Source organism: Paenibacillus lemnae, assembly GCF_012933385.1.
Lineage (GTDB): Bacteria > Bacillota > Bacilli > Paenibacillales > Paenibacillaceae > Paenibacillus_AQ > Paenibacillus_AQ lemnae.
This window is the reverse complement of record NZ_JABBPN010000001.1, coordinates 134,151-155,100: the sequence shown is the minus strand read 5'-3', so window position 1 is coordinate 155,100 and position 20,950 is coordinate 134,151. Positions and strand designations below refer to the sequence as shown.

The following is a 20,950-nucleotide window of genomic DNA, read 5'->3' as shown; positions in this document are numbered from 1 at the left end:
CAATCACAAACAGCCCCGCTGAGGAGAGATCCTCCAGCGGGGCTGTTTGAACAAAGCACAGTTTAAAGTTTCAAAGTCTTGGTATACATAATATGACCGTGTGCACCTACAAAAATATATTTACCATGGGCTTTCACGCCGTCATACATCATCTCATTCCCGCGAGTGTCCACGTCCGAATTCTTGTCGGGAACCGGGATCTCCTTCCACTTCAGGCCGTCTTTTGATACGTAGTAGGCATGATACGTGACATAATCCCCGCCTGCTTCCTTCAATGAATCATTGAATGCAAAAAATTGCCCATTAAAGGATGTGATGAACTGAAAGCTGTCCTGCTGATCCAGTCCGGATCCAGATCCCGCCTTCGTCCACCGCTTAGCATCCTTGGACACCCACATTCTGGTGGGTGAAGTGAGATCGGCGGCAACATACCCTTTTCCATTCCACGCCATATCTGCTACCGTCAATTGCAGCCTTGCCAGCTCTGCCCATGTCGTTCCGTTGGTGGACTGCATGATCTTCGTATACTGCTTGCCGTTATTGTACATCTGGAATGCAGCCACAACGCGTTTTCCGTCCCACACCATCGAGGTGAGCCAGTAATCCGATTTGCTGACACTGCTGACCTTGGTCCACTTGAGTCCGTCTTTTGATGTATAGACACCATAGACTTGATCCGAAGCCACGAAGAACTTCCCGGTCCACAGGATTTGTCGTAAACCTCCATACTGATCTTTAAAAGGCACGCGCACAGACTTCCAGCTGACGCCATCGGCAGACACATACACACCCCCGTTGCCGACAGCTACGAACTTGCCTGCACCCCAAGCTACATCAAACAGATGCGCTCTGCCCAGTCTTTCTGAAAAAGAGAACGGATGACTGCTCTTCCACTGACTTCCATTGACCGTGTAGACCACGCTTCCGTCCAAACCGACAGCTACCGTTCTTTTTCCATTCGTGGCAATGCCTCTGAAGTCTCCACTGCCGGATGTGCCGGCCAGCCTGTAGCTCCACTTCTTGCCGTCACTTGTAAAAAGGGCGTATGTACCGTCAGAAGAAATCCCATCCACCTTGTTCGAACCGATACCGGCGAAACCGCCGGATACAGGATACATGGTATATACGGAGGCTACATGGGATATATCATGCTTTGCCCAGCTTGCACCATTACTAGAGGTATACGAAACCTGCCCGCTTGAAAGACTGCCCGAGGCAGAACCGACCGCAATATAGGTTTTTCCGTTGGTGAATATAGATTGAAATTGGACGCCGGCCGGTGATTTGCTCTGCTTTTTCCAGGTCACGCCGTCTTTCGAGGTATAGATTCCATTGCCGACCCCCAGGTACTGCTTGCCCGTCCATACCAGATCGTTAATGCCTGCCCCGGTATTCATAGGCTTGCTTGTCCATTTCCGTCCGTCCCTGGAGATATAAATCTTCTTCTCTTCATAGCCAAAAATAAAATACGTGCCGTTCACATACTTGATGGAGTTGGACCCGTATGTGGAGCCCAGCGTCAGTGTCTTGGTCCACTTTACCCCGTCGCCGGATGTGAACACGTGCTCCCGCCCAACAGCGACAAAGCCACCTTTACCCGCTGCTGCGTAATGAATGGCTTCACCCGGCTCAAAAGCGATTTTGGTCCACTTCAGTCCGTCGGCAGAAACAAATCCCTCGGAAGGCGCATATGCTGCCTCTCTGGCATATTCGGTGTTCGAGCCGAATATCACATACTTGCTGCCATTCCAGGCGATCGTGGTCAGCTGGTAGTTACCGAACTTCGATAATGCTTTCCAGCTTCGTCCGTCCTTGGATTTCATCACGGTCCCGTAAGGACCGACGGCCAAATATTCCCTCTTCCCGATCGCCAGGGAATATGGGGGACTCGAGCTGTACGACGCATCCAGGGTCCAGCCCTCACCTAAAGAATATGGCGATTCCTTCAGCGTAATTTGGTCCACACTCCCCTTGGGTGCAGCAGACACTTCACGACCGGAGCCTAGCAGCGGCCACAGCAGTGTAAAACAAATGAACAAAATAACGGTTTTTTTCAATTGTATGCTTCCTCCTATGACGCCTGCGATGATGATAGATTCATTTCTTATAGATCCAACATAAGAAAATGAGTCCCGAAGCCTATTATACGTCTTTAGAACTATCTAGTGAAGAGAGAAAAGAGGGCGGGCTGGTGCGGGCTGGTGCGCTTTCCCATTAAATTAAGCAGATAAGCCTGAAAACCAATCTTATTTTTAGTGATCTGCCTAACGTGCCGTGTTTAAGATTGAAATTCAGTCTTAAACTGCAGGTTATGGTGCCTCAAGCTGTGAAATTGGTAGAAATCAGGAGATTAAGCTTGAAAAACAATCTTAATCTCCTGATTTTCCTTTTTTATAGACAAATAAGATTGAAAAACAATCTTATTAGCGGACGGCTAGGCAGGGCAGCAGCCTCCTATTGACTAAACATAAGCCGCTGTATCACTCGACTTCGCGCTTAATATAAGCCTGAGATATTAGGTTTCCCGCCCACGGCTGCTGCCACTGTTTCTGTCGAAAGCTAATTTGAACATCGTGCGCACGGTGCGTGGCTCGGGACATGCTTGGATTGGATGGCTGTCGACCATATGCCCACATGTCAGCTTCTATCCCAAGTTCAAATGCTGCATTTTATCTGGATTGCGGAGCATGTACATATGCTGTATGGTACCACCTTTCACATCCAAGCTGACAATGGTCGGGAACTTCTCGGTAGAACTGCTGATCACAAAGCCCAGCTGACCATTGATTTTCACCAGACGTACGGCGCCTTCCCCCCTCTCCTTGGATAACAAGCCTTGTATAAAGGCCAATACGCGCTTGCTGGTTGTGACTGGCTTGATCGCCGCAAGAACTTTGCCTCCGCCGTCGGAGTAAAGCACAATATCATCCGCGAGCAAGGCAAAGAGCCCATCCATATCCCCGGTTGAAGCCGCATGGAGAAACTGCAGGACAAGCTGCTCGGACCGATCACCGGCGGAGGGCTCGGCAGCATGCCGATCCTCCCCAATTTTCCGCTTGAGGCGGCTGTAGATTTTACGGCAGCCAAGCTCGCTTTTGTCTACAAAATCTGCGATGTCCCGGTACTCGAATTGAAACGCCTCCCGCAAAATAAAGACGGCCCGCTCGATCGGTGTCAGCCGCTCCAGCATAACCATAAAAGCATAGGAAATGGTGTCCTCCAGAACGATTTTCTGCAGCGGATCCTGTCCCGGCGCATACCCTGGAATGTCTTTAACGTCCTGCACCAGGGGCTCTGGCAGCCAGGGTCCTACATACACCTCTCTTTTATGGCTGGCGGACTTCATATAATCGAGACAGCGGTTGGTTACCATTTTGCACAGATAGGATTTCAGGCTGCGGATTCCACCCTCTTCTTGATGGAGATTCTGCTGCTGCAGTGTCATAAACACATCCTGCACCAAGTCCTCGGTTTGCGTGACGGATCCTAACATACGGTACCCAATAGAAAGCAAAAGAGGCCGATAGGTCCTGTACGCGGAATCTATCTCCACAAGGTTCCCCCTCCTTTCAAGCATCATTCACGCTGAGCTATCATTTGTTTTGAAGCTTCTTTTGCACTGTTTAAAGATGCATTAAGCAGCAGCCCTTGGGAGCCAACCCAATCCCCGGCCATATACAGCCCCGGCCGCCCTTTCACCTCAGGTCCGGGCCGGCGTGAAAGACCTCCGTTAGCAGCCATAGCCATGCCATGCGATACCAGCATACGCGGCAGAAAACGCTGCTGGATGACATGCTTGCGCCACTCCGGCTGAATGCTGTCGAGAAAACCTTCGAGTTCAAGTTCATTCTGCTTGGGGTCACTCTGGTCATGAGCCGGCAGGTACTTCATAACATGGATGACCTTTTTACCGGGTCCGGAGAGTGCAGCCGCCGCGGAATGGTTGGCGTAGTACCACGGCACATTTGCACCGATTACAAATTTTATCTTTGGGCGAGGCATCCCGGATACTACTAGATCCAGACAGGCGGCATAAACAGGAACATGCTGCTCATACGCTGCCGCTTCTTCCGCTGAAAGAGCCGGATGTAGGAGCGACAGCCCAGCTTCAGGTCCTGCCGTGGATAAAACTTGACGGGTCCTCAGCTCTGTTCCATCTTTCAAGACGACACACATGTCGGGGGAGCTGCCTCTGATTTCCCGGACGGGGGAACTTGCACGGATACATACACCGGTCTTCTGCGCCTTCTCTACCAGCTTGTTCACCAGTGTCTGCCAGCCTCCGTCGATGTACATGACCTGGCCCTGCTGAAGCTGTTCGACAGCCGCTCCGGCGCTTAGCAGCTCGGGATCTTCGCAGTACGTGGACAGCCGGAATAATCCTTCAACGACACTTCGCACCCGTAGACTGGCCAGCTGTGATTCCAGATAGGCCTGCAGCGTCACAGTGTGCAGCGTGGATGTATCCGTCTTGCGAAGACGACTGTAAAATCGAATTAGCTGGATTTTCTCATGAAACGTCAAGAACGATCCGAGCAGTAACTGCGTGAGCGGAACCGCTCTGACATGGCCGTCCTCTTCTTTAAACATGAGCAGCCCTGGCGGCTTCGGTGCTGAGCCGGTAACCGTGACGCCAATCTCCTGCAAAATATCCAATGCACTCCTGAACAGGGCATGAGCGCCCAGATTTACGCGTGCCCCCGCCATTTCCGTTGAAATAGCGCGTCCTCCGGGATGTGTTCCTTTTTCGAGCATCAGTACGCTTTTTCCTGCCTGCGCCAAATACACCGAAGCGGTTAATCCTGCGGCTCCGGCTCCGATAATGATCACATCCCAATCGCGGTCGCTGTGATTTTGAATCATGTGTACCATTCCTTTCGAGTCTGATACATACATGACGATTAGCCGGATTGATGTGTGACAGGGGCTGGCGGCATCATATGGAATAAAAAAATAAGCCCGAAAATCGGGCTTATCTCCAATCCTCCATGCATTATTTGCAGAGTATACACACAGCCGCTAAAATAAAGGTAAATTCTTCAAAGGAGCGGTATTGCCATGACAGAAAGTAATTCCTTTCTCTCCAACATCAGCGCACCTGCCCGAAGGGCTCTTGAACGGGAAGGCATCACCTCCCTCGAGCGCCTATCTGAATATACCGAGGCAGACATTTTGAAGCTGCACGGCGTCGGTCCAAGTACTATGCCGAAGCTCAGGATCGCTTTGGACGAGGTCAATCTATCTTTTAAAAATTAATAAAACTCATTCAACAAAGCCAGCGCCTCTTCATTATCAGGCTCAAGCTGGAGCAATTTCCTGATGTACTCCAATCCCTCTTCATTCCATTCCAGCTCAAAGCAGCAAATCGCCAGGCAATAAAATACCGTGGATACGACTTCATCCTCGTTCTGCTTCACGGAAATTTCCAGGAATCGTTTGGACTCTTTGTACAGGTCCATTTCGAACAGCAGCAATCCGATATCGAGCGCCAGATCATACCGCTGCTCCATGACGTAGTTAGAAGCCCACATCAGCTGGATACCTCGCCATAGATCCTGTCTTTCCTCATCATTTGCTTCCGGCAGCAGGCTGGAGATCCGTGCAGTGCCGTAGATGAAAAATTCCGCATCATATCCGCCAAGACGCCAGAAGCTTAACAGCTGCTGCATGCCCATGCTCTCTAGATGCCGGTCTACCCATTCTTTCAGACTGTAAAATTCGTCGGGGCCAAACCGCTCTACCGCTCGGCGGTATGCCAATTTAACCTGAAGATAGTCCTGCGCATGATCAACATGGAGAATACAGCCAACGTTAATATTTTTATAATGATGCGGCGGGAACAGGACCAGGGCACCCTTGCGTTCATACACGTGCTGAAACGCATGGAAGTTGGCCGTGAGCGAAAAGCTACCATGAATAATCAGCTCCGGCGGATCGTTAAACTTCCAGTTCTCCAGCAGATGATCTCCCTTGTCCGCGGTAATCAACAGAAATCCAGACTGGGACAAGTCATTGAGCCGCTCAAGACAGCCTAATCCCACCTCAGGAAACAGGACATGGGAATCTTCCAGCTGCTCCTGATATAGGGCGACTACATCCCGGTAAGGATAGTTCTCCTGCTCATAATGCGGCGTCCGGCGGTACTCATAACTTAGCGATATCCCATTTAAAACCTCTGTCCGATTCAATGCGTCCTTGTCGGCTGGATACTCCACAAATACGTCAGCTTCATACGTCTGCCCGTCCCCGATATACATCAATTCCTGCGGCAGGCTGTCAAACAAGTAGTTGGCGATCACCAGCAGCGGCTGCTTCAAATCTCCCGGCTTGATGGTAGTCCCTGATTCAACAAGACTTAGAGATGTATCTGTAACGGCATCAAATCGCGCAAAATCAAGCAGGCCCTCGGCAACGAGCGGCTGCAGTGCAGGGTGCTCCCGCCAAGCCTTCACATTACTCATCGCATAGTCTGTCATGATATAACGAAAAGGAGGCAGCGAACTGCCAGCCAGATCCCTTAACTGACAAAGCTCCTGTATGACATGATAAGCAAATCGTCCTGCCCCTGCCCCAAGCTCAACGATGTACACAGGCTCGTCAGAGGAACCTTCCTGGTTGACGCGATCCTGCAAAAATCCGAAGATCATGTCTGCATAAGCAGCAGCGATCATCGGATTGCTCGTAATATATTGGGGGACCTGATCGTTGTCCCATGCCTTCATGCCTTTTTCTTCATAATATTCCTGTTGAATCTTCCATAGCGGCGCTTCACTAAAGCGATAGCTTTGTTGTTGTTTATGTTGATCTGTCAATTGAATTACATCCTGCCTTCTACAATGTATTGAATAACACTATTCATGATACGGTTCATTTCCTGCTACGGCAAGTTTAAAGGGCTGTCCCATTTGATGCTTAGAGACACTGCGGGTACGAATCATTCCTCCCATCGCTCTTGCGATCTGATTTCCTGAATGGATTTGCTTAAGTAAGTTCCAGTAAACGTATGATTTCACCGTCGATGACTTCTTCACTGACTTTTTTAAATCCCAGAGATTCATACAACTGTGCCGCCAGCAGATTATCCGGTCTGTGTCCGATCATGATCTTGTTGCAATTCATGGAGCTCATATGCTCAATAAGCTTGTCCATTGCAGATTTCCCGAAGCCTCTGCCTTGATACTGCTCATCGATCATCAATGCGGGGATCCAATAATTCCCGTCCTCATCGGGCCTGTTACAAAAAACAATAAATCCCACTAAGTCCGTATTCCAGTACACCGCACGCAGCTCAAAATCATCCACAAACTTCGACTCAGCAATCCAGTAAACAACAGGTGCTGGAAATACATTTCGTTGTTCTTCTGTCACTTTTAATTTCGTACATGCATACCAGTTCTGGACAGATACTGGCTTAAGATCAATTCCCATCCCATCTTCCTCCCGAATTTGACTTCACAGAGGAACGATTCCTCTGCGATCAATAGTGAAGTTCCTCTAAACCGAACAACAGAGCATGAATGTTACGCATACCACATCACTCCCTTCTATATATCCAAATCATACCATTCTGTTTGTGTTTGCAAAACCGATTTTACAAATGCTTTATATCTAGCTTACAAGGCGATAACAGTTGATCTTTATACTGGTCCTATTCAGAGGATTGGATAACTATGCCAGAAAGGGGACAGTCCATACATCAAACTGGCTTACATATGGGTGTTAGGACATTTTTTAAATAAAAGCAAACCAGCACTTACTTCCAGGAAAAAGGTGAGAAACAGCATGAAGAAAAGAACTAGACAATATTTAGCTGCATTTTTGACACTGCCCATTATGGCAGGTGTATGGCCTCATACTGCTGTGCAAGCGGCTGACCCGGAGATCCCCTCAATCGAACAGAAGGTATGGCTTACCGAGATCTACCCCAATGACATTGCGCGCCATGAAACCTACACAGGACTCAGCGGCAGTACCATTGACAGCATGGATTATATTGAAGTTTATAACGGCTCTGACACAGAGCTTGATTTCGGCGCAGATTACGACTTGGTTTACGCTGATGGAGTCGAACTGCCGCTCACGTTTAATGAAACGGAAGTGAAGATCCCGGCTCACAGCGCAGCTGTGTTCTGGGTTCGTCGTGTAGACCTGGAGAAAAACGGCGTTACGATGCCGTCCGAGGCCGATTTTCGATCAAGCCTTGGTGTGCCGGAGGGTGTGCCCGTCTTCTCGGTCAATAACCAGAAGGCGCTCAAGAACACGACCGCCACGGTGACGATCAAGGCCAAGAATACGAGCGAAACGATCTCTTCCTACACCTACGTGACCGCAGATGCCGGGGCGACGGAAGGGACCAGTGTGCATTTCCGCGCGGCAGCTAATGCCCCGGGCGCTGTTGCCATTGCCAAGCAAGCTCTTCCATCAGCTGGACAGGTGAGCCAGGAGCAGACAAGCCTTCCTCTTAAGCCGCAGCTCACTGCCGGCACCGTAAACCGCACAAGTGACAGCTCAGCAACGGTAACCTTTACTTCCAGCAAAGCGGGGGCCTATTACTACGCTGCTGTGCCCCGCGGCGATGTCGCTCCAGCGATCGATGCGGCAGGAAGCGGCACATTAATCGATGCAGGCGAGCAAAGTATCCCGCTTACAACGCTCCCTGCCGGTGCTCAGGATCTATATGTTGTGGTGAAGGACGCCTCCGGCGAAATAAGCCAGCCACTGCTCATTCCTATTCCGGCCTATGTAACGGCTGCAACCGGAGGAGTGTACCTGACCGAGATTTATCCCAATGACATCGCGCGCCATGAGTCCTACACAGGACTGAGCGGTGCTACGATTGACAGCATGGATTACATTGAGGTCTATAACACATCCGATTCAGAGCTGGACTTTGGCAGCAGCTTCGACCTGGTCTATACCGACATGGATGCAGCCGTGGTCTCTGACTTGCCGCTGACCTTTAATGAAGCCGAGGTGAAAATCCCGGCCCAAAGCGCAGCGATATTCTGGGTCCGCCGTGTAGATCTGGAGAAAAACGGCGTTACGATGCCGTCTGAAGCCGACTTCCGTGCAAGCCTCAGTGTACCCGAGGGTGTGCCTCTCTTCTCGGTGAACAATCAGAAAGCGCTGAAGAATACGACCGCCCGTATTTCCATCACGGCCAAAGGCAGCCAGGAAACGATATCTTCATATGCCTACATCTCTGCCGATGCCGGCTCTGAAGAAGGCAGCAGCGTTCAGCTTCAGGCAGCAGAGGGCGTGGCTGGCGCTGTCCCGATTGCCAAGAAGGCCGCTCCTACCGCCGGACGGGTGAGCGACCAGCAGAAAAGTACGATTCAGGATTCCGGCATCGTTCCTGAGCTGACCCTACTTGGACATGACGGCGAATTTAACGCCATTCAGGCGAGGAAAGATCTCAGCATCCCTTATGCTTACGCGGATTCTACCGGTATTCGGAATTTCACCGTCTATTACCGTACGGATTCATCCGATGATTGGACAGCTCAGCCATCCAACTCATTCAACACACGAACACCCGGTAAGTTCTATGTAGAGATCGGTGCTGACCGGTTTCTGAATGCCTCTTATATTGAATATTACCTGGAAGCTCAAAATATTTTCCATACAACGAGCTCTCCTGTTCATCGGGTAAATGTGGCTGGTAATCCACCGGTTACAGGCTTGCGCGCTAATCTGTCGGAGGGTCAGATTGTCTCCGGCCAGGTCGACATCACAGGCAGGTCCGGTGACAACGCAGAGGTTGACATCCAGATCGACGGTGCTGCGGTTGACAGCTCACGCACACTGGAGGAGGGTGCTTACTTCACCCTGGATATCAGTGGACTGGACGGGCGCAAGAATGCCGTCATGGCGAACGGGACCCTCGTGCAGGTGTTCTCGCGCTGGTATAATGTGCTGCCTTCCCGTGCTATCAAGATTCACCATCAGCTCTTTCAAGTCAATCCTGACGGCAGCGCTGAAGTGACGATTCAGATCCTTGCCGGTACGGAAATTGATGCACTGGATATTTCGCCTGGCACCCAGAGCGATAACTTCAATATGACAGGCTTTCAGCTGGTGCTGCCCGATGGAACGAAGCTGCAGCCTGACGGCGCGGTCCACTCCTCGGACCGGATCACGCTGAACAGCAGCAAGCGCTCCGTGGAGCTGCACTTTACGGTCCCGTCCGGATCCATGGATGCTAATGGCATGACCTGGGACACGACAGAGTTCACAGATGGAAACCATACGATTTCCCTGTCTTCCGGTACAGAAAGCCTGGACATTAACGTCGTTGTAGATAACACGGCACCGGTTATTGGAGCCGATGTTCCAGAGCATATTAATGGCGCGTTCACGTTCAAACCTCATTACAGTGATGCGTCCGAGGTGCTGGAGGAGACCCTGATCCTCAAACTGGACGGAACACCGCTGGATGAACTAAGCTTCAACGGCTCTTCCCTCGCACCGGGAAATCATGAATTAACAGCTGTCGTACAGGATGTTCACGAAAATACGGGCACACGTACGTGGACCTTTACATCCAGCGTAAACATTCCATCGTTCTCGTCGGTCTCTTCTACCGGCGTAAATGCGGATTCAGCCAAGCTGACCGCTGTTCTTGGCAGAGGAGAGGATGCACAGGTGTCCTTCCATAAAGCAAAAGCCCTTACCGTAGACAACGGCATCACCGTCTATCAGGGAAGCGGCGACGACACAGCGGCCGCGGAAACCGGTACTATTGGAACGGTTTCCTCGACAAACGGCAGCTTGCCTTACCAGCTGTATGAATTGGATGTCAAGGATGGAGACCATTCTCTAAGAATGGAGCTGCATGCTGATACGGATTACGGCAAGGATGTCCGCCTCTATGTGCGCAGCAGTGATGCCAGCCGCTGGCTCCCGCTTCCGTCCACCGAGGAGAAGGGCAAGATTGCTGCGGTATTTGAGACCCAAGAATACGCTGCAGACGGTAAAGTCTACGTGCTGGCCCAGGGCAGAGGCGCTGAGCTGCCGCCTGCCACGAATGCCGGCCGCCCAAGCACCGTGAAGAACGATTATGTCTGGGATGGCACCCGGGAGCCGGAGCAGTATGACTTTGCGATTGCCTGGACCACCGACGAACAGTATTACTCGGAGAGCTACCCGTGGAATTTTGATATCCGCAACCGCTATATCGCGGGCAACAAGGAACGCATGGATCTCCGTTATCTTGTGAATACCGGTGACCTTGTAGACGATATTGACGAGACCTATCAATGGGAGCATGCCGATCAGTACATGAAGATTCTGGAGGATGCAGGGCTGCCTTATGGCGTATTAGCCGGTAACCATGACATCGCCAACCATAACGCCAGATATGAAAATTACCAGCATTACTTCGGAGCGGACCGCTTTAGCGGAAGTTCCGTCTATGGACAGTCTTACAACAATAACCTGGGCCATTACGATTTGGTGACCGCCGGCGGCCAGGACATGATTTTCGTGTATATGAGCTACGATTATGACCGGAGTGCAGCGGACTGGATCAACGAGGTTCTTGCCAAGTATCCGAACCGCAAGGCCGTGCTGGCCTTCCACAGTTATACCAATGGTTCAGGAGAGCAGGACGCACACGGCCTCTTTTTCCAAAATGAAGTGGTCGCCAAGAATCCGAATGTCGTCATGGTGCTCAACGGGCATTATCACGGAGCCGCCATCAACGTTGCCGGCTTTGATGACGGTGGGGATGGAATCAAGGAACGTAACGTGTATCAGATCCTGACCGATTACCAGTCCGCTAATGAAGGCGGAGATGCTTACTATCAGACACTGTACTTCGATCTTGCGAACGGAAAGATTTACGTCATTTCCTATTCACCGAAGCTGGATGATTTCAGTTATTACAATGTGCCCAAGCTGCCTTCTTACGATGCGGGCCTGAAGGCGACTGATTTGGACACCTACGAGCTCCGTATGAATTTCGATACCGCACCGAAGACGCTGAACGTCAAGTCTGTGGATGCTGTTCTGTATGACAACAACGCTCTCGGCACGGTGAAAGCGATGGATGCGAAAGCTTCCCTTGAGTCCAGAAACCTGCCTTCAGGAACATCCTGGATTGCCATTGCAGCAAACGCTGCAGGCAAGGCTTACAGCCAGCTTTCCACGAAAACTGGCGGTAATCCTCCGCCTGTTGAGCAACCAGGCAGCGGCGGTGTAACGCCTCCGCCTGTCGGTAATCCGGGCAGCGGCGGAGAGACACCTGCAACAGGTAACCCTGTTATTGACAGCAGCACACAGGGCGGAACAACAATGATCAGCAGCACCATTCCCGGCACTGCGGGCAGCTCCGGCCGAATGGAGGCACGTGCAGCGTCAGGCGTCGTATCAAAGCTGATCGAAAGCGCAAGTCAAGCAGAATTGGCAGGCAATAAGGCGGTGGTGAAGCTAACGCTTGCGCCGGGAGCATCAGCCCAGGCGGTAGATCTCACCATCCCGAAGGATGCATTCAGCAGCCTTGCGACTGACACAAGCGCCGAGCTCATGGTGAATGCCGAAATCCTCGGAACACTGACCTTTGATGCTGCAGCGGTTGATGCCATCAACGCGGCAGCAATCTCCGGCGATATTAAAATTAGCGTGGACCGGAAGGACACCTCGGGACTTACGGGCGATGCAGCAGCGAAAATCGGCAATCGTCCGGTGTACGGCTATAGTGTATCCTCCGGCAGCCGGGACGTTACCGAGCTCGGAGATGGTAGAGCGAGCATCCGTCTGCCGTATAAACCAAGTGTAAACGAAGATCCAAACGCCATTCTGGTCTACTCCATCCAGGAGAACGGCACATTGAAACCGATCCGTGGCAACTATAATGCGGCTGCAGGTACAATGGATCTGACGACCGGGAATGTATCCACATTCGCCATCGGCTACCATAAGGTAACGTTTAGCGACGTGGCACCGGCGCACTGGAGTCATGCTGCGGTGACCTATCTCGCAGCGCGCGAGATTACAGACGGCACGGGAAAAGACGTCTTCAGCCCAGGCGCGAAGCTGACCCGCGGCCAGTTCATCGTCATGCTGATGCGCACCTATGGTATAGAGCCCGATGAGAATGCAGCGAACAACTTCTCCGATGCAGGAGATACCTATTACTCGGATTATCTCGCAGCATCCAAGCGGCTTGGCCTCTCCACCGGGGTGGGGGGTAACAAGTTCGCACCCGAGCGCGAGATTACGAGACAAGACATGTTCATGCTCCTTTACCGGGCACTTGAGCTGCTTGGCGAAGTTCCAGGAGAGAAGGGAAATCTGACTGCGGGTGACTACAGCGACGCAGGTCAAATTTCCGGCTACGCCCTGGAAGCAATGGACCACTTGATACAAAGTGGAATGATCACCGGCAGCGGCGGCAAGCTCAATCCGAAAAGCACGACAACCCGTGCGGAGATGGCACAAGTGCTCTACAATTTGCTTACACGTTAAAAAAGAAATTCACAAGCAGCAGCAAGCTCACAGATCGTGTTCAAATCAAGAAAGGCACCCAAATTTGGGTGCCTTTTTTTGATATAACAACAGCCGCCTGCTTGGGCTCAGCTGCACCCTCTAAAACTTTTCCGGAAACTGTTTAACCATGCCTTCTGTCAGAATATCCGCTAGATGAATCATATGGATCTCGTTTTTATCGGTTGCTGCAATATCCGCTGTCCAATCCCCTTTAATCCGGTCAAGGACGATTTCCGTGATCAGCTGAAGATGCGTATACAGCATATCCTGCAGTTCTTTAAAGTCCCAGTTCGGATTGGCTCCGCTTAAAAACTTTGCGATATCGTCGGCGTTTTTGTGCCACTCTGCCTCAAGCTTTTTCACATCTGAAGAATGACCCTCTTTGGCCGCTGCAACGATCTTCCCTGCAATCAGTATGTGCTCCTTCAGAAGAGCCGTCAGCTTGCTGCCTGCAGCTTCTCCGTAGTACGGTTTGATCACATCGCCTATATCCTGCTGGTTCTTCAAAAGCCGAGCCAATACGTCCTTCTGATCAGGAAGATTAGAAAGGGCGCTCACGATATAGCTTCGCGTCCATATGGTATGGTCAATCCAGGCCCTCTGCATATCTGCTTTCAACTGCACCATCGCGGGACTCAGGCCATCCGCTTTCTTGATTTCATCCATCTTCGCATGCACGGACACAGGCATCACGGCTTGTGTCATGCCAACAATAAGCGCCCCGCATAACAGCATGGCAAGCCATTCTTTCTTCTTCACATTCATCTGCTCCTCATATACGTGAAATACATAGGCTGTTGTATTATGTGCGCAACCCCGAATTTTATGCAAAGAGGAGCATACCTGACTATAAAAACAAAAAAACGCCAAGAACATGGATATTGTTCTTTGGCGCTTCACATAGGCTGTTGTACATATTAAGCTTTATAGCTTTTAATAACATCTGCAACGGCGTGTGTAATTTCGACGACTTGGTAGCCAAGTAAGCTAAGCGCAGTCACCGAGAACATCCCGACAACAAAAAATCGCAGCCATATCATATCTACCGCCTCCTTCTCATTTACATCACATCATGATTACCATGGATCGGAAGAGGCAGAGCCTCTAGTCCATCCCCTCACCACTGGTGTGTACAATCAAGTATACGCCTTTATTAAAAGAAATCATAGTGAAAATCGAATGTATTTCATTGAAAACAAGTCATAATTTATGAAAATAGGGTCTCGAGGTGCCTATTTTTACATTAATCTATGCTGTTTCACCCACCGGTATGACACGGCGTTTAACAATGACACCATTTTTTACAGTGAATTCGATGATGTGGAAGATCGGAGTCGGCGCACCTTTCAGAAAACCTTTTTTGACAAGAGCTGCACCTGCTCCACCAGACAACTGATACCTCGTACCTTGAAAGGTCAATTGATCCAGGGCATGAACATGGCCCACCAGAACTTAAGCGACTTTGCCGCGAACCGCTGACAGAAACCTGGTCAATTGGCCGCGGGCATTGCCGAACGTCGATGTCGGATCCTTAAAATAACGGGGATCACCCCATTTCCCGATCCTCGGAGGAACATGCATGGTCAATACCGTGTTCTTCTGCGCTTGTTTCAATTCATTTTCCAGAAAAGTCAGTTCCCCGGGTGCAAAACCATAGATCGACTGCCCACTCCCATTGGAGCCGATGACCTGTGAATTATCCAGGCCGATGATGCTCGTTTTGATCTTCGGGAGGTGGATTGCGAAATGCGTAGGACCGATATAGGTTCTGAAGTTCGTTAGCGGGCCGTTAATACCTGTGTGCTCGTGGTTCCCAGGAACGATGAAAAAGGGAATGTCTGGTACACCTTTGTTACGATCTTGAATCATCTGCAGCAGGCTCTTTACCGGTACACCGGAATAGGTGCCTCCTGTCTTGAATTCTTGTACGGTTCCCGTGAATACGGCATCTCCATTGTGCAAAATAAATAATGGCTTTTTCTTCAAGTTTCGTACAGCGGATAATGCTGCCGTAAATATTGCATTGCTGGACTGGCCATTCCCTGCCCAACTATCACCCATACCAATAAACGTGAACTCATTGCTCTTCAGTCTTCCCACATTCCTTAACAACCGGTCTTTGGATGTCTGGAACAACGTCATATCGTCACCCTTCCCCTGAACATATACCTAATGTTATGGAAAAGAGGACATTCGCGGAACGGCATAAACCCATGTTAAAAAGACCGCATTTTTGCGCCGATATGGTTTTTTGTCAAGAAATTCACGTTCATGTTAAATATTTGTTATGAATGTCAGGTATTTATCATATTCGCCAGACTCGTACGAATTTATCATTTAACTATGGCGTCAGAGGAAAAGCACCTCATAAAGACCCGTACATTCTCAGGGGAGGGTATCACATGATAAAGAAGGGAAAGAAAGTCGTCGCGCTGTTTACGACGTTCTTGCTGAGCGCGAGTCTAATGGCAGGCTGCACCGGGGGCGACAATACGACAAAGAATTCCGTAGATGAAGGAACATCAAACGGAGCGTCCGCAAATGGAGACAGCCTGGAGCCGATCACGTTTACATTCTTCGGCGAAGATCCGATTTCAAACTGGAACGACATGAATGACGAAGTTTCCAAAGAAATCACAGCACGTACTGGCGTTACCCTGGATGCAGAGTTTGCAGTAGGTGACCCTGCAGCCAAAATTGCGATGATGGCCGCATCCGGCCAATATCCCGACATTATTTCCGCGAAAGGCGATATCAACAAACTCGTTGATGCCGGAGCGGTTATCGATTTGACAGACTTAATTAATGAGCATGCCCCTAACATCAAGAAGGTTATGGGAGACTATATGAACCGGGCGAAATATTCACTGGAAGATCCCGCTATTTACGCGCTTCCAACCTATTCCGCCATTGATGAAGTCAAGTTTAACGCTGGCGGCGGTTCCCAGCTGCAGCATCGTGTTGTGAAAGAAGCTGGATATCCGGAAATCCGGACGGTCGAAGATTACGAGCGCGTAATTAAAGAATATCTTGAGAAACATCCGACCGACGAGAACGGCAACAAAAATATCGGCGTATCCCTGCTTGCAGACGACTGGCGCATTTTCATTACGGTAACGAACAATGCGATGTATCATACCGGCAAGCCGGAAGACGGGGAGTTCAAGATCGATCAGGAAACGTATGAAGCAACATATCACTATCGTGATCCTGCAGAGAAAGAGTACTTCCGCTGGCTCAATCATATCAATGCCGAAGGATTGCTCGATCCGGAAAGCTTTACCCAGAAATATGATGAGTATAAGGCAAAGATCGCTTCCGGACGCGTCCTTGGCTTAATCGATCAGGACTGGCAGATCGGCGAGGCAATCAATTCATTATCCGCTTCCGGCCAGTTTGACAAAACCTATGGCTACTACCCTGTAACCCTGTCCAAAGATATTAAGCATCCATACTTCTGGCCGACGGGCTTCATGGGCGGCTATGGTATCGCCATCTCCAGCACGGCGAAGGATCCGGTCCGCATTATCAAATTCCTGGACTTCCTGGCTTCTGAAGAAGGACAAATCCTGACCAACTGGGGTATCGAAGGCAAACATTATGTTGTTGAAAACGGCAAGCGTGTCGTTCCGAAAGAAGTACAAGATCGCATTAACAGCGACAGCAACGCGTTTTATAAAGAATCCGGTCTGGGCAACTACTGGAACATCGGCGTGCATTATGGTGATGGTGTGAAGGATTCTACCGGAAATTATTTCACAAAGAACAATCCGGATATGGAAGATACGAGCAATAATACCGCAGAGAAAGAAACGTTAGCCGCTTACAAGATTAAGAACTGGAAAGACCTGTTCCCGAAAGAGGATGAATTCAAGGAGAAAGCATATGGTGCTGGATGGAATATTTCAACACCGGCAGACTCCAAAGCAACAATTATCGGCAAGAAGATGCAGGATATCACATGGAAGCGCATTCCGCAGATCATTACAGCAAAGCCAGATCAATTCGATCAGCTGTGGGATGACTACATGAAAGAAATCGAAGCATCCGGCGTCGAAGAGATGGAAAAAGAATTTACGAAATACGTGCAAGGCCGCGTCGAACTGTGGGGCAGCGGCGGGAAATAAGATGATGTGAAACATCTGGCCGGTACGATTTCCTGATCGGCCGGGTGTTTTTTTTTGATAAGTATTCTGCAAGGAGGATTTCGATGGAAAACGTTACACCTGACGAGAAAGCACCTGTGCCTGCAAAAAGCCGAGGATTATGGCACAAAATCGTGCAGCAGAGATATCTGCTGCTTATGTCGATGCCATTCGTGGCCTGGGCGTTCGTCTTCAGTTACTTACCCCTGTGGGGATGGACTATGGCATTCCAGAATTACCGCCCTGCGCGCGGATTCTTCGAACAAGAATGGGTCGGATTTGAGCATTTCAAATCGTTATTCGAGGATCCAACCTTCTATCTCGTGATGCGGAACACGCTCGCTATGAGCTTCATGGGCTTAATAGCCGGCTTCACCGTTCCAATCTTATTCGCCATCATCGTGAACGAAGTGCGGCACATGGCGCTCAAACGTTTTGTCCAAACTGTCTCTTACCTTCCCCATTTCGTATCATGGGTCGTGGTCGCGGGGATTGTAACCAAGATGCTGAGTTCAGAGGGAGCTGTCAACGACCTGCTTCTTTCACTGAATCTGATCGATCAACCGATTCAATTCATGGCACAGGGCAGCTGGTTCTGGTATATCGTAACTGCCTCTGACATATGGAAGGAAATGGGCTGGAATGCGATTATTTACCTGGCGGCCATGGCCGGAATCGGGCCTGAGCTCTACGAGGCGGCTCGTGTCGATGGGGCCAGCCGCGTTCGTCAAGCATGGCATATTACACTGCCGGGTATTCGAACGACGATTATCATTCTCCTTATTATGTCGATTGGCCATCTGATCAGTATCGGCTTCGAGAAGCAATTCCTGCTCGGAAATCCGCTCGTCAGCGATTACTCGCAGGTCCTGGATTTATATGCGCTTAACTATGGACTTGGGATGGGACGATTCTCATTCGGTACGGCGATCAACATGCTGAACTCGGCAGTCAGTATCGTGCTGCTGCTGCTCGCCAATGGAATGTTTAAGCGGATGAGTAAGGAAAGTATATTTTAGGGAGGAACGCCGGATGGCTTCAAGTTCAAGTAAATCTCGCTCCACAACATCCTGGTCCGACCGGGTATTCGATATCGTGGTCTACACTGTTCTATTTCTGGTTACCATTGTCACACTATATCCATTTCTTAACGTACTGGCGATCTCGCTTAACGATTCTACGGACAGTGTCCGTGGCGGTATCACCATCTATCCAAGAGTATTCACACTGAAAAACTACGAGACCATTTTCGCCTACGGAGGAATGATCACCGGTCTGCAAATCTCGATTCTCCGTACGATTATCGGAACGCTGCTGGGTCTGGCCGCGTCCGCTATGCTTGCTTTTACCGTCAGCCGAATGGACTTCATCGGACGTAAGTTTGTTTCCACTTACCTCGCACTTACCATGTATGTTTCAGGCGGATTGATTCCGTTCTATATTCTGATGCGGGATTTAAATATGCTGGGTACATTCTCGGTATATGTCCTTCCGGGCATCGTGAGTGCCTTCAACGTCTTCGTCATTCGTTCTTTCATTGACGGTCTCCCGTATGCACTTCAGGAATCTGCTAAGCTGGATGGTGCCAACGACTGGACGATCTTCTGGCGGGTCATTCTTCCGCTGTTGAAGCCGGCGCTGGCGACGATCGGACTTTTCCTTGCCGTCGGACAATGGAACTCATGGTTTGATACCTATTTGTTTAACGGACAAAGCAAGCATTTGACCACCCTCCAGTTCGAGTTGATGAAGGTGCTGCAGAGTACAACGACGAATGTCGATTCCGTCCATGGCCGTAATATGAGCGAAGTCATGAACCAGGTTTCGCCGGAATCCGTGAAGATGGCCATCACCATGGTCGTTACGGTTCCGATTCTGGTCGTATATCCATTCCTGCAGCGATATTTCGTTAAAGGCATGACGCTGGGTTCTGTTAAAGGATAGACGCATATTAAAAAACGCAAGTGCGACAGACTGCATGTAAGCTGCAGCCTGTACGGCGCTTGCGTTTTTTATATTCTAACGTTTATTCTTCGCGGCCAGCATCCAGCATCGTATTTCGATTAGTAACAATGACTTCCTCGTTTTTTATTCCCCAGTCTCTCATCATGAATAGGATCGGTTTTAACGTTTCACCAAACGATGTTAAAGAGTACTCGACTTTGGGCGGTATTTCCCGGTAAATCTCCCGATGCACAACCCCATCCACTTCCAACTCCCGCAGCTGCAGGGTTAACATTCTCTGCGTTATGCTTGGCATTAATCTTCTTAACTCGTTAAAACGCTTGGCGCCGGAGCTTAAGTGATACAAGATCACCCCTTTCCATTTCCCGCCGATCACATCCACCGTCACCGTCACCGGACACCCGGCATTCACCACGCCAGTATGATTCGCAGCATCGGACATCAATTAGCCCCTCCCTCCAAGACATATCTACGGTATATAAAATGATACTACATTACATTTTTAATACTACAAAACAAAAATGTGCGTACTTGTTCAAAAACTATACGCAGTTTAACATATGCAATGACCTCAACACAATGTTGAAAAAAATATAATACAAAGGAATGAATCCTTATGAATATACAGCAAAAGAAAAAAGAAATTCTGGAGGCTTTCACCTTCCGTCATGCTGCAAAGTCGTTCGACCCGTCCAAGAAAATATCAGATGAGGATTTTCAATTTATTTTAGAGACTGGGAGATTATCACCGAGTTCTGTCGGGTTTGAGCCTTGGAAATTTCTCGTTCTGCAAAATGAAGAACTGCGCGAGAAGATTCGTGAAGTTTCTTTCGGCGGGCAAGGACAAATTCCGACGGCTAGTCATCTGGTGGTTCTGCTGGCACGTAAAGACGCCCGATATGATTCTAAATATGTAGAATACATCTATAAGAACATTAAAGGATTCTCAGAAGAAGCATTTAAACCTATACCCGTCGTCTATGAAGATTTCCAAAGAAATGATTTCCGTATTCTCGACAATGAAAGAACCCTGATCGATTGGGCATCCAAGCAGACCTATCTTCCCCTCGCCAATATGATGACCGCTGCTGCTCAAATTGGTATCGACTCCTGCCCGATGGAAGGGTTTAATCTTGATAAAGTAACCCGCATCTTAAAAGAAGCCGATGTGCTGGATGACGAAACCTATGAGCTTTCTGTGATGGTTGCATTTGGATATCGTGCGGAAGATCCAAAACACCCGCAAGCAAGAAGAGCCATCGAAGAAATCGTAGAGTGGGTTATGTAATAGAGAACGTTAAAAGCCGGTACACTTCCATTGAGAAGTGCACCGGCTTTGTTAATGTTGACTT

Annotated in this window: 14 protein-coding genes and 1 pseudogene; 6 read left to right on the top strand and 9 right to left on the bottom strand. The window is 49.7% G+C overall.

The features are described from left to right. Positions 1–62 precede the first annotated feature (62 nt). The 3 genes from HII30_RS00710 to HII30_RS00700 all read right to left on the bottom strand — a co-directional run bounded on the left by HII30_RS00710 (position 63) and on the right by HII30_RS00700 (position 4,863). Complete coding sequence (locus HII30_RS00710; protein WP_169503006.1) at positions 63–2,057, bottom strand: WD40/YVTN/BNR-like repeat-containing protein; 1,995 nt, start codon at positions 2,055–2,057, stop codon at positions 63–65. Between the two features lie 587 nt (positions 2,058–2,644). Beyond that, positions 2,645–3,553: an RNA polymerase sigma factor SigJ gene (gene sigJ / locus HII30_RS00705; RefSeq protein WP_169503005.1), complete on the bottom strand. Its 909-nt coding sequence runs from the start codon at positions 3,551–3,553 to the stop codon at positions 2,645–2,647. 23 nt (positions 3,554–3,576) lie between these two features. Continuing rightward, complete coding sequence (locus HII30_RS00700) at positions 3,577–4,863, bottom strand: phytoene desaturase family protein (protein ID WP_169503004.1); 1,287 nt, start codon at positions 4,861–4,863, stop codon at positions 3,577–3,579. A gap of 198 nt (positions 4,864–5,061) precedes the next feature. Here HII30_RS00700 and HII30_RS00695 point away from each other — a divergent pair. Further along, a pseudogene (locus HII30_RS00695) lies at positions 5,062–5,256 on the top strand (helix-hairpin-helix domain-containing protein); the annotation flags it as partial. Here the strand turns inward: HII30_RS00695 and HII30_RS00690 are convergent. Both HII30_RS00690 and HII30_RS00685 read right to left on the bottom strand, forming a co-directional pair. Continuing rightward, positions 5,253–6,812: a tetratricopeptide repeat protein gene (locus HII30_RS00690; RefSeq protein WP_169503003.1), complete on the bottom strand. Its 1,560-nt coding sequence runs from the start codon at positions 6,810–6,812 to the stop codon at positions 5,253–5,255. The pseudogene HII30_RS00695 and the gene HII30_RS00690 overlap by 4 nt on opposite strands. Before the next feature lie 169 nt (positions 6,813–6,981). Continuing rightward, entirely contained in the window at positions 6,982–7,428 is a 447-nt protein-coding gene (locus HII30_RS00685; RefSeq protein ID WP_169503002.1) for a GNAT family N-acetyltransferase, read from the bottom strand. Between the two features lie 354 nt (positions 7,429–7,782). Here HII30_RS00685 and HII30_RS00680 point away from each other — a divergent pair, with 354 nt between their 5' ends. Beyond that, positions 7,783–13,467, top strand: a complete 5,685-nt coding sequence (locus HII30_RS00680; RefSeq protein WP_169503001.1) for an S-layer homology domain-containing protein — start codon at positions 7,783–7,785, stop codon at positions 13,465–13,467. Between the two features lie 120 nt (positions 13,468–13,587). On the opposite strand, the gene HII30_RS00675 is transcribed toward HII30_RS00680, so the two are convergent. The 3 genes from HII30_RS00675 to HII30_RS00665 all read right to left on the bottom strand — a co-directional run bounded on the left by HII30_RS00675 (position 13,588) and on the right by HII30_RS00665 (position 15,630). Then, positions 13,588–14,247: a glycosyltransferase gene (locus HII30_RS00675; RefSeq protein ID WP_343045026.1), complete on the bottom strand. Its 660-nt coding sequence runs from the start codon at positions 14,245–14,247 to the stop codon at positions 13,588–13,590. A gap of 489 nt (positions 14,248–14,736) precedes the next feature. After that, entirely contained in the window at positions 14,737–14,934 is a 198-nt protein-coding gene (locus HII30_RS00670; protein WP_169502999.1) for a hypothetical protein, read from the bottom strand. A 6-nt stretch (positions 14,935–14,940) separates the two neighbouring features. Then, positions 14,941–15,630 (bottom strand): metallophosphoesterase family protein, encoded by a 690-nt coding sequence (locus HII30_RS00665; protein WP_169502998.1) that lies wholly within the window; start codon positions 15,628–15,630, stop codon positions 14,941–14,943. A 260-nt stretch (positions 15,631–15,890) separates the two neighbouring features. On the opposite strand from HII30_RS00665, the gene HII30_RS00660 reads away from it, so the two are divergent. The 3 genes from HII30_RS00660 (at position 15,891) to HII30_RS00650 (ending at position 19,577) form a co-directional block, all read left to right on the top strand. Then, positions 15,891–17,615, top strand: a complete 1,725-nt coding sequence (locus tag HII30_RS00660) for an ABC transporter substrate-binding protein (RefSeq protein WP_169502997.1) — start codon at positions 15,891–15,893, stop codon at positions 17,613–17,615. 83 nt (positions 17,616–17,698) lie between these two features. Next, complete coding sequence (locus HII30_RS00655) at positions 17,699–18,652, top strand: ABC transporter permease (RefSeq protein WP_169502996.1); 954 nt, start codon at positions 17,699–17,701, stop codon at positions 18,650–18,652. Between the two features lie 13 nt (positions 18,653–18,665). Next, a complete protein-coding gene (locus tag HII30_RS00650) occupies positions 18,666–19,577 on the top strand; it encodes a carbohydrate ABC transporter permease (RefSeq protein ID WP_169502995.1) in 912 nt (303 codons plus the stop codon). An 82-nt stretch (positions 19,578–19,659) separates the two neighbouring features. Here the strand turns inward: HII30_RS00650 and HII30_RS00645 are convergent, their stop codons facing one another. After that, the gene (locus HII30_RS00645) at positions 19,660–20,040 is read right to left on the bottom strand and encodes a winged helix-turn-helix transcriptional regulator (protein ID WP_169502994.1); all 381 of its coding nucleotides are present in this window, start codon (positions 20,038–20,040) and stop codon (positions 19,660–19,662) included. 174 nt (positions 20,041–20,214) lie between these two features. Between HII30_RS00645 and HII30_RS00640 the strand changes: the two genes are divergently transcribed. Continuing rightward, positions 20,215–20,886, top strand: coding sequence for an NAD(P)H-dependent oxidoreductase (locus HII30_RS00640; RefSeq protein WP_169502993.1), 672 nt, complete (start codon positions 20,215–20,217; stop codon positions 20,884–20,886). The last annotated feature ends 64 nt before the right edge of the window (positions 20,887–20,950 follow it).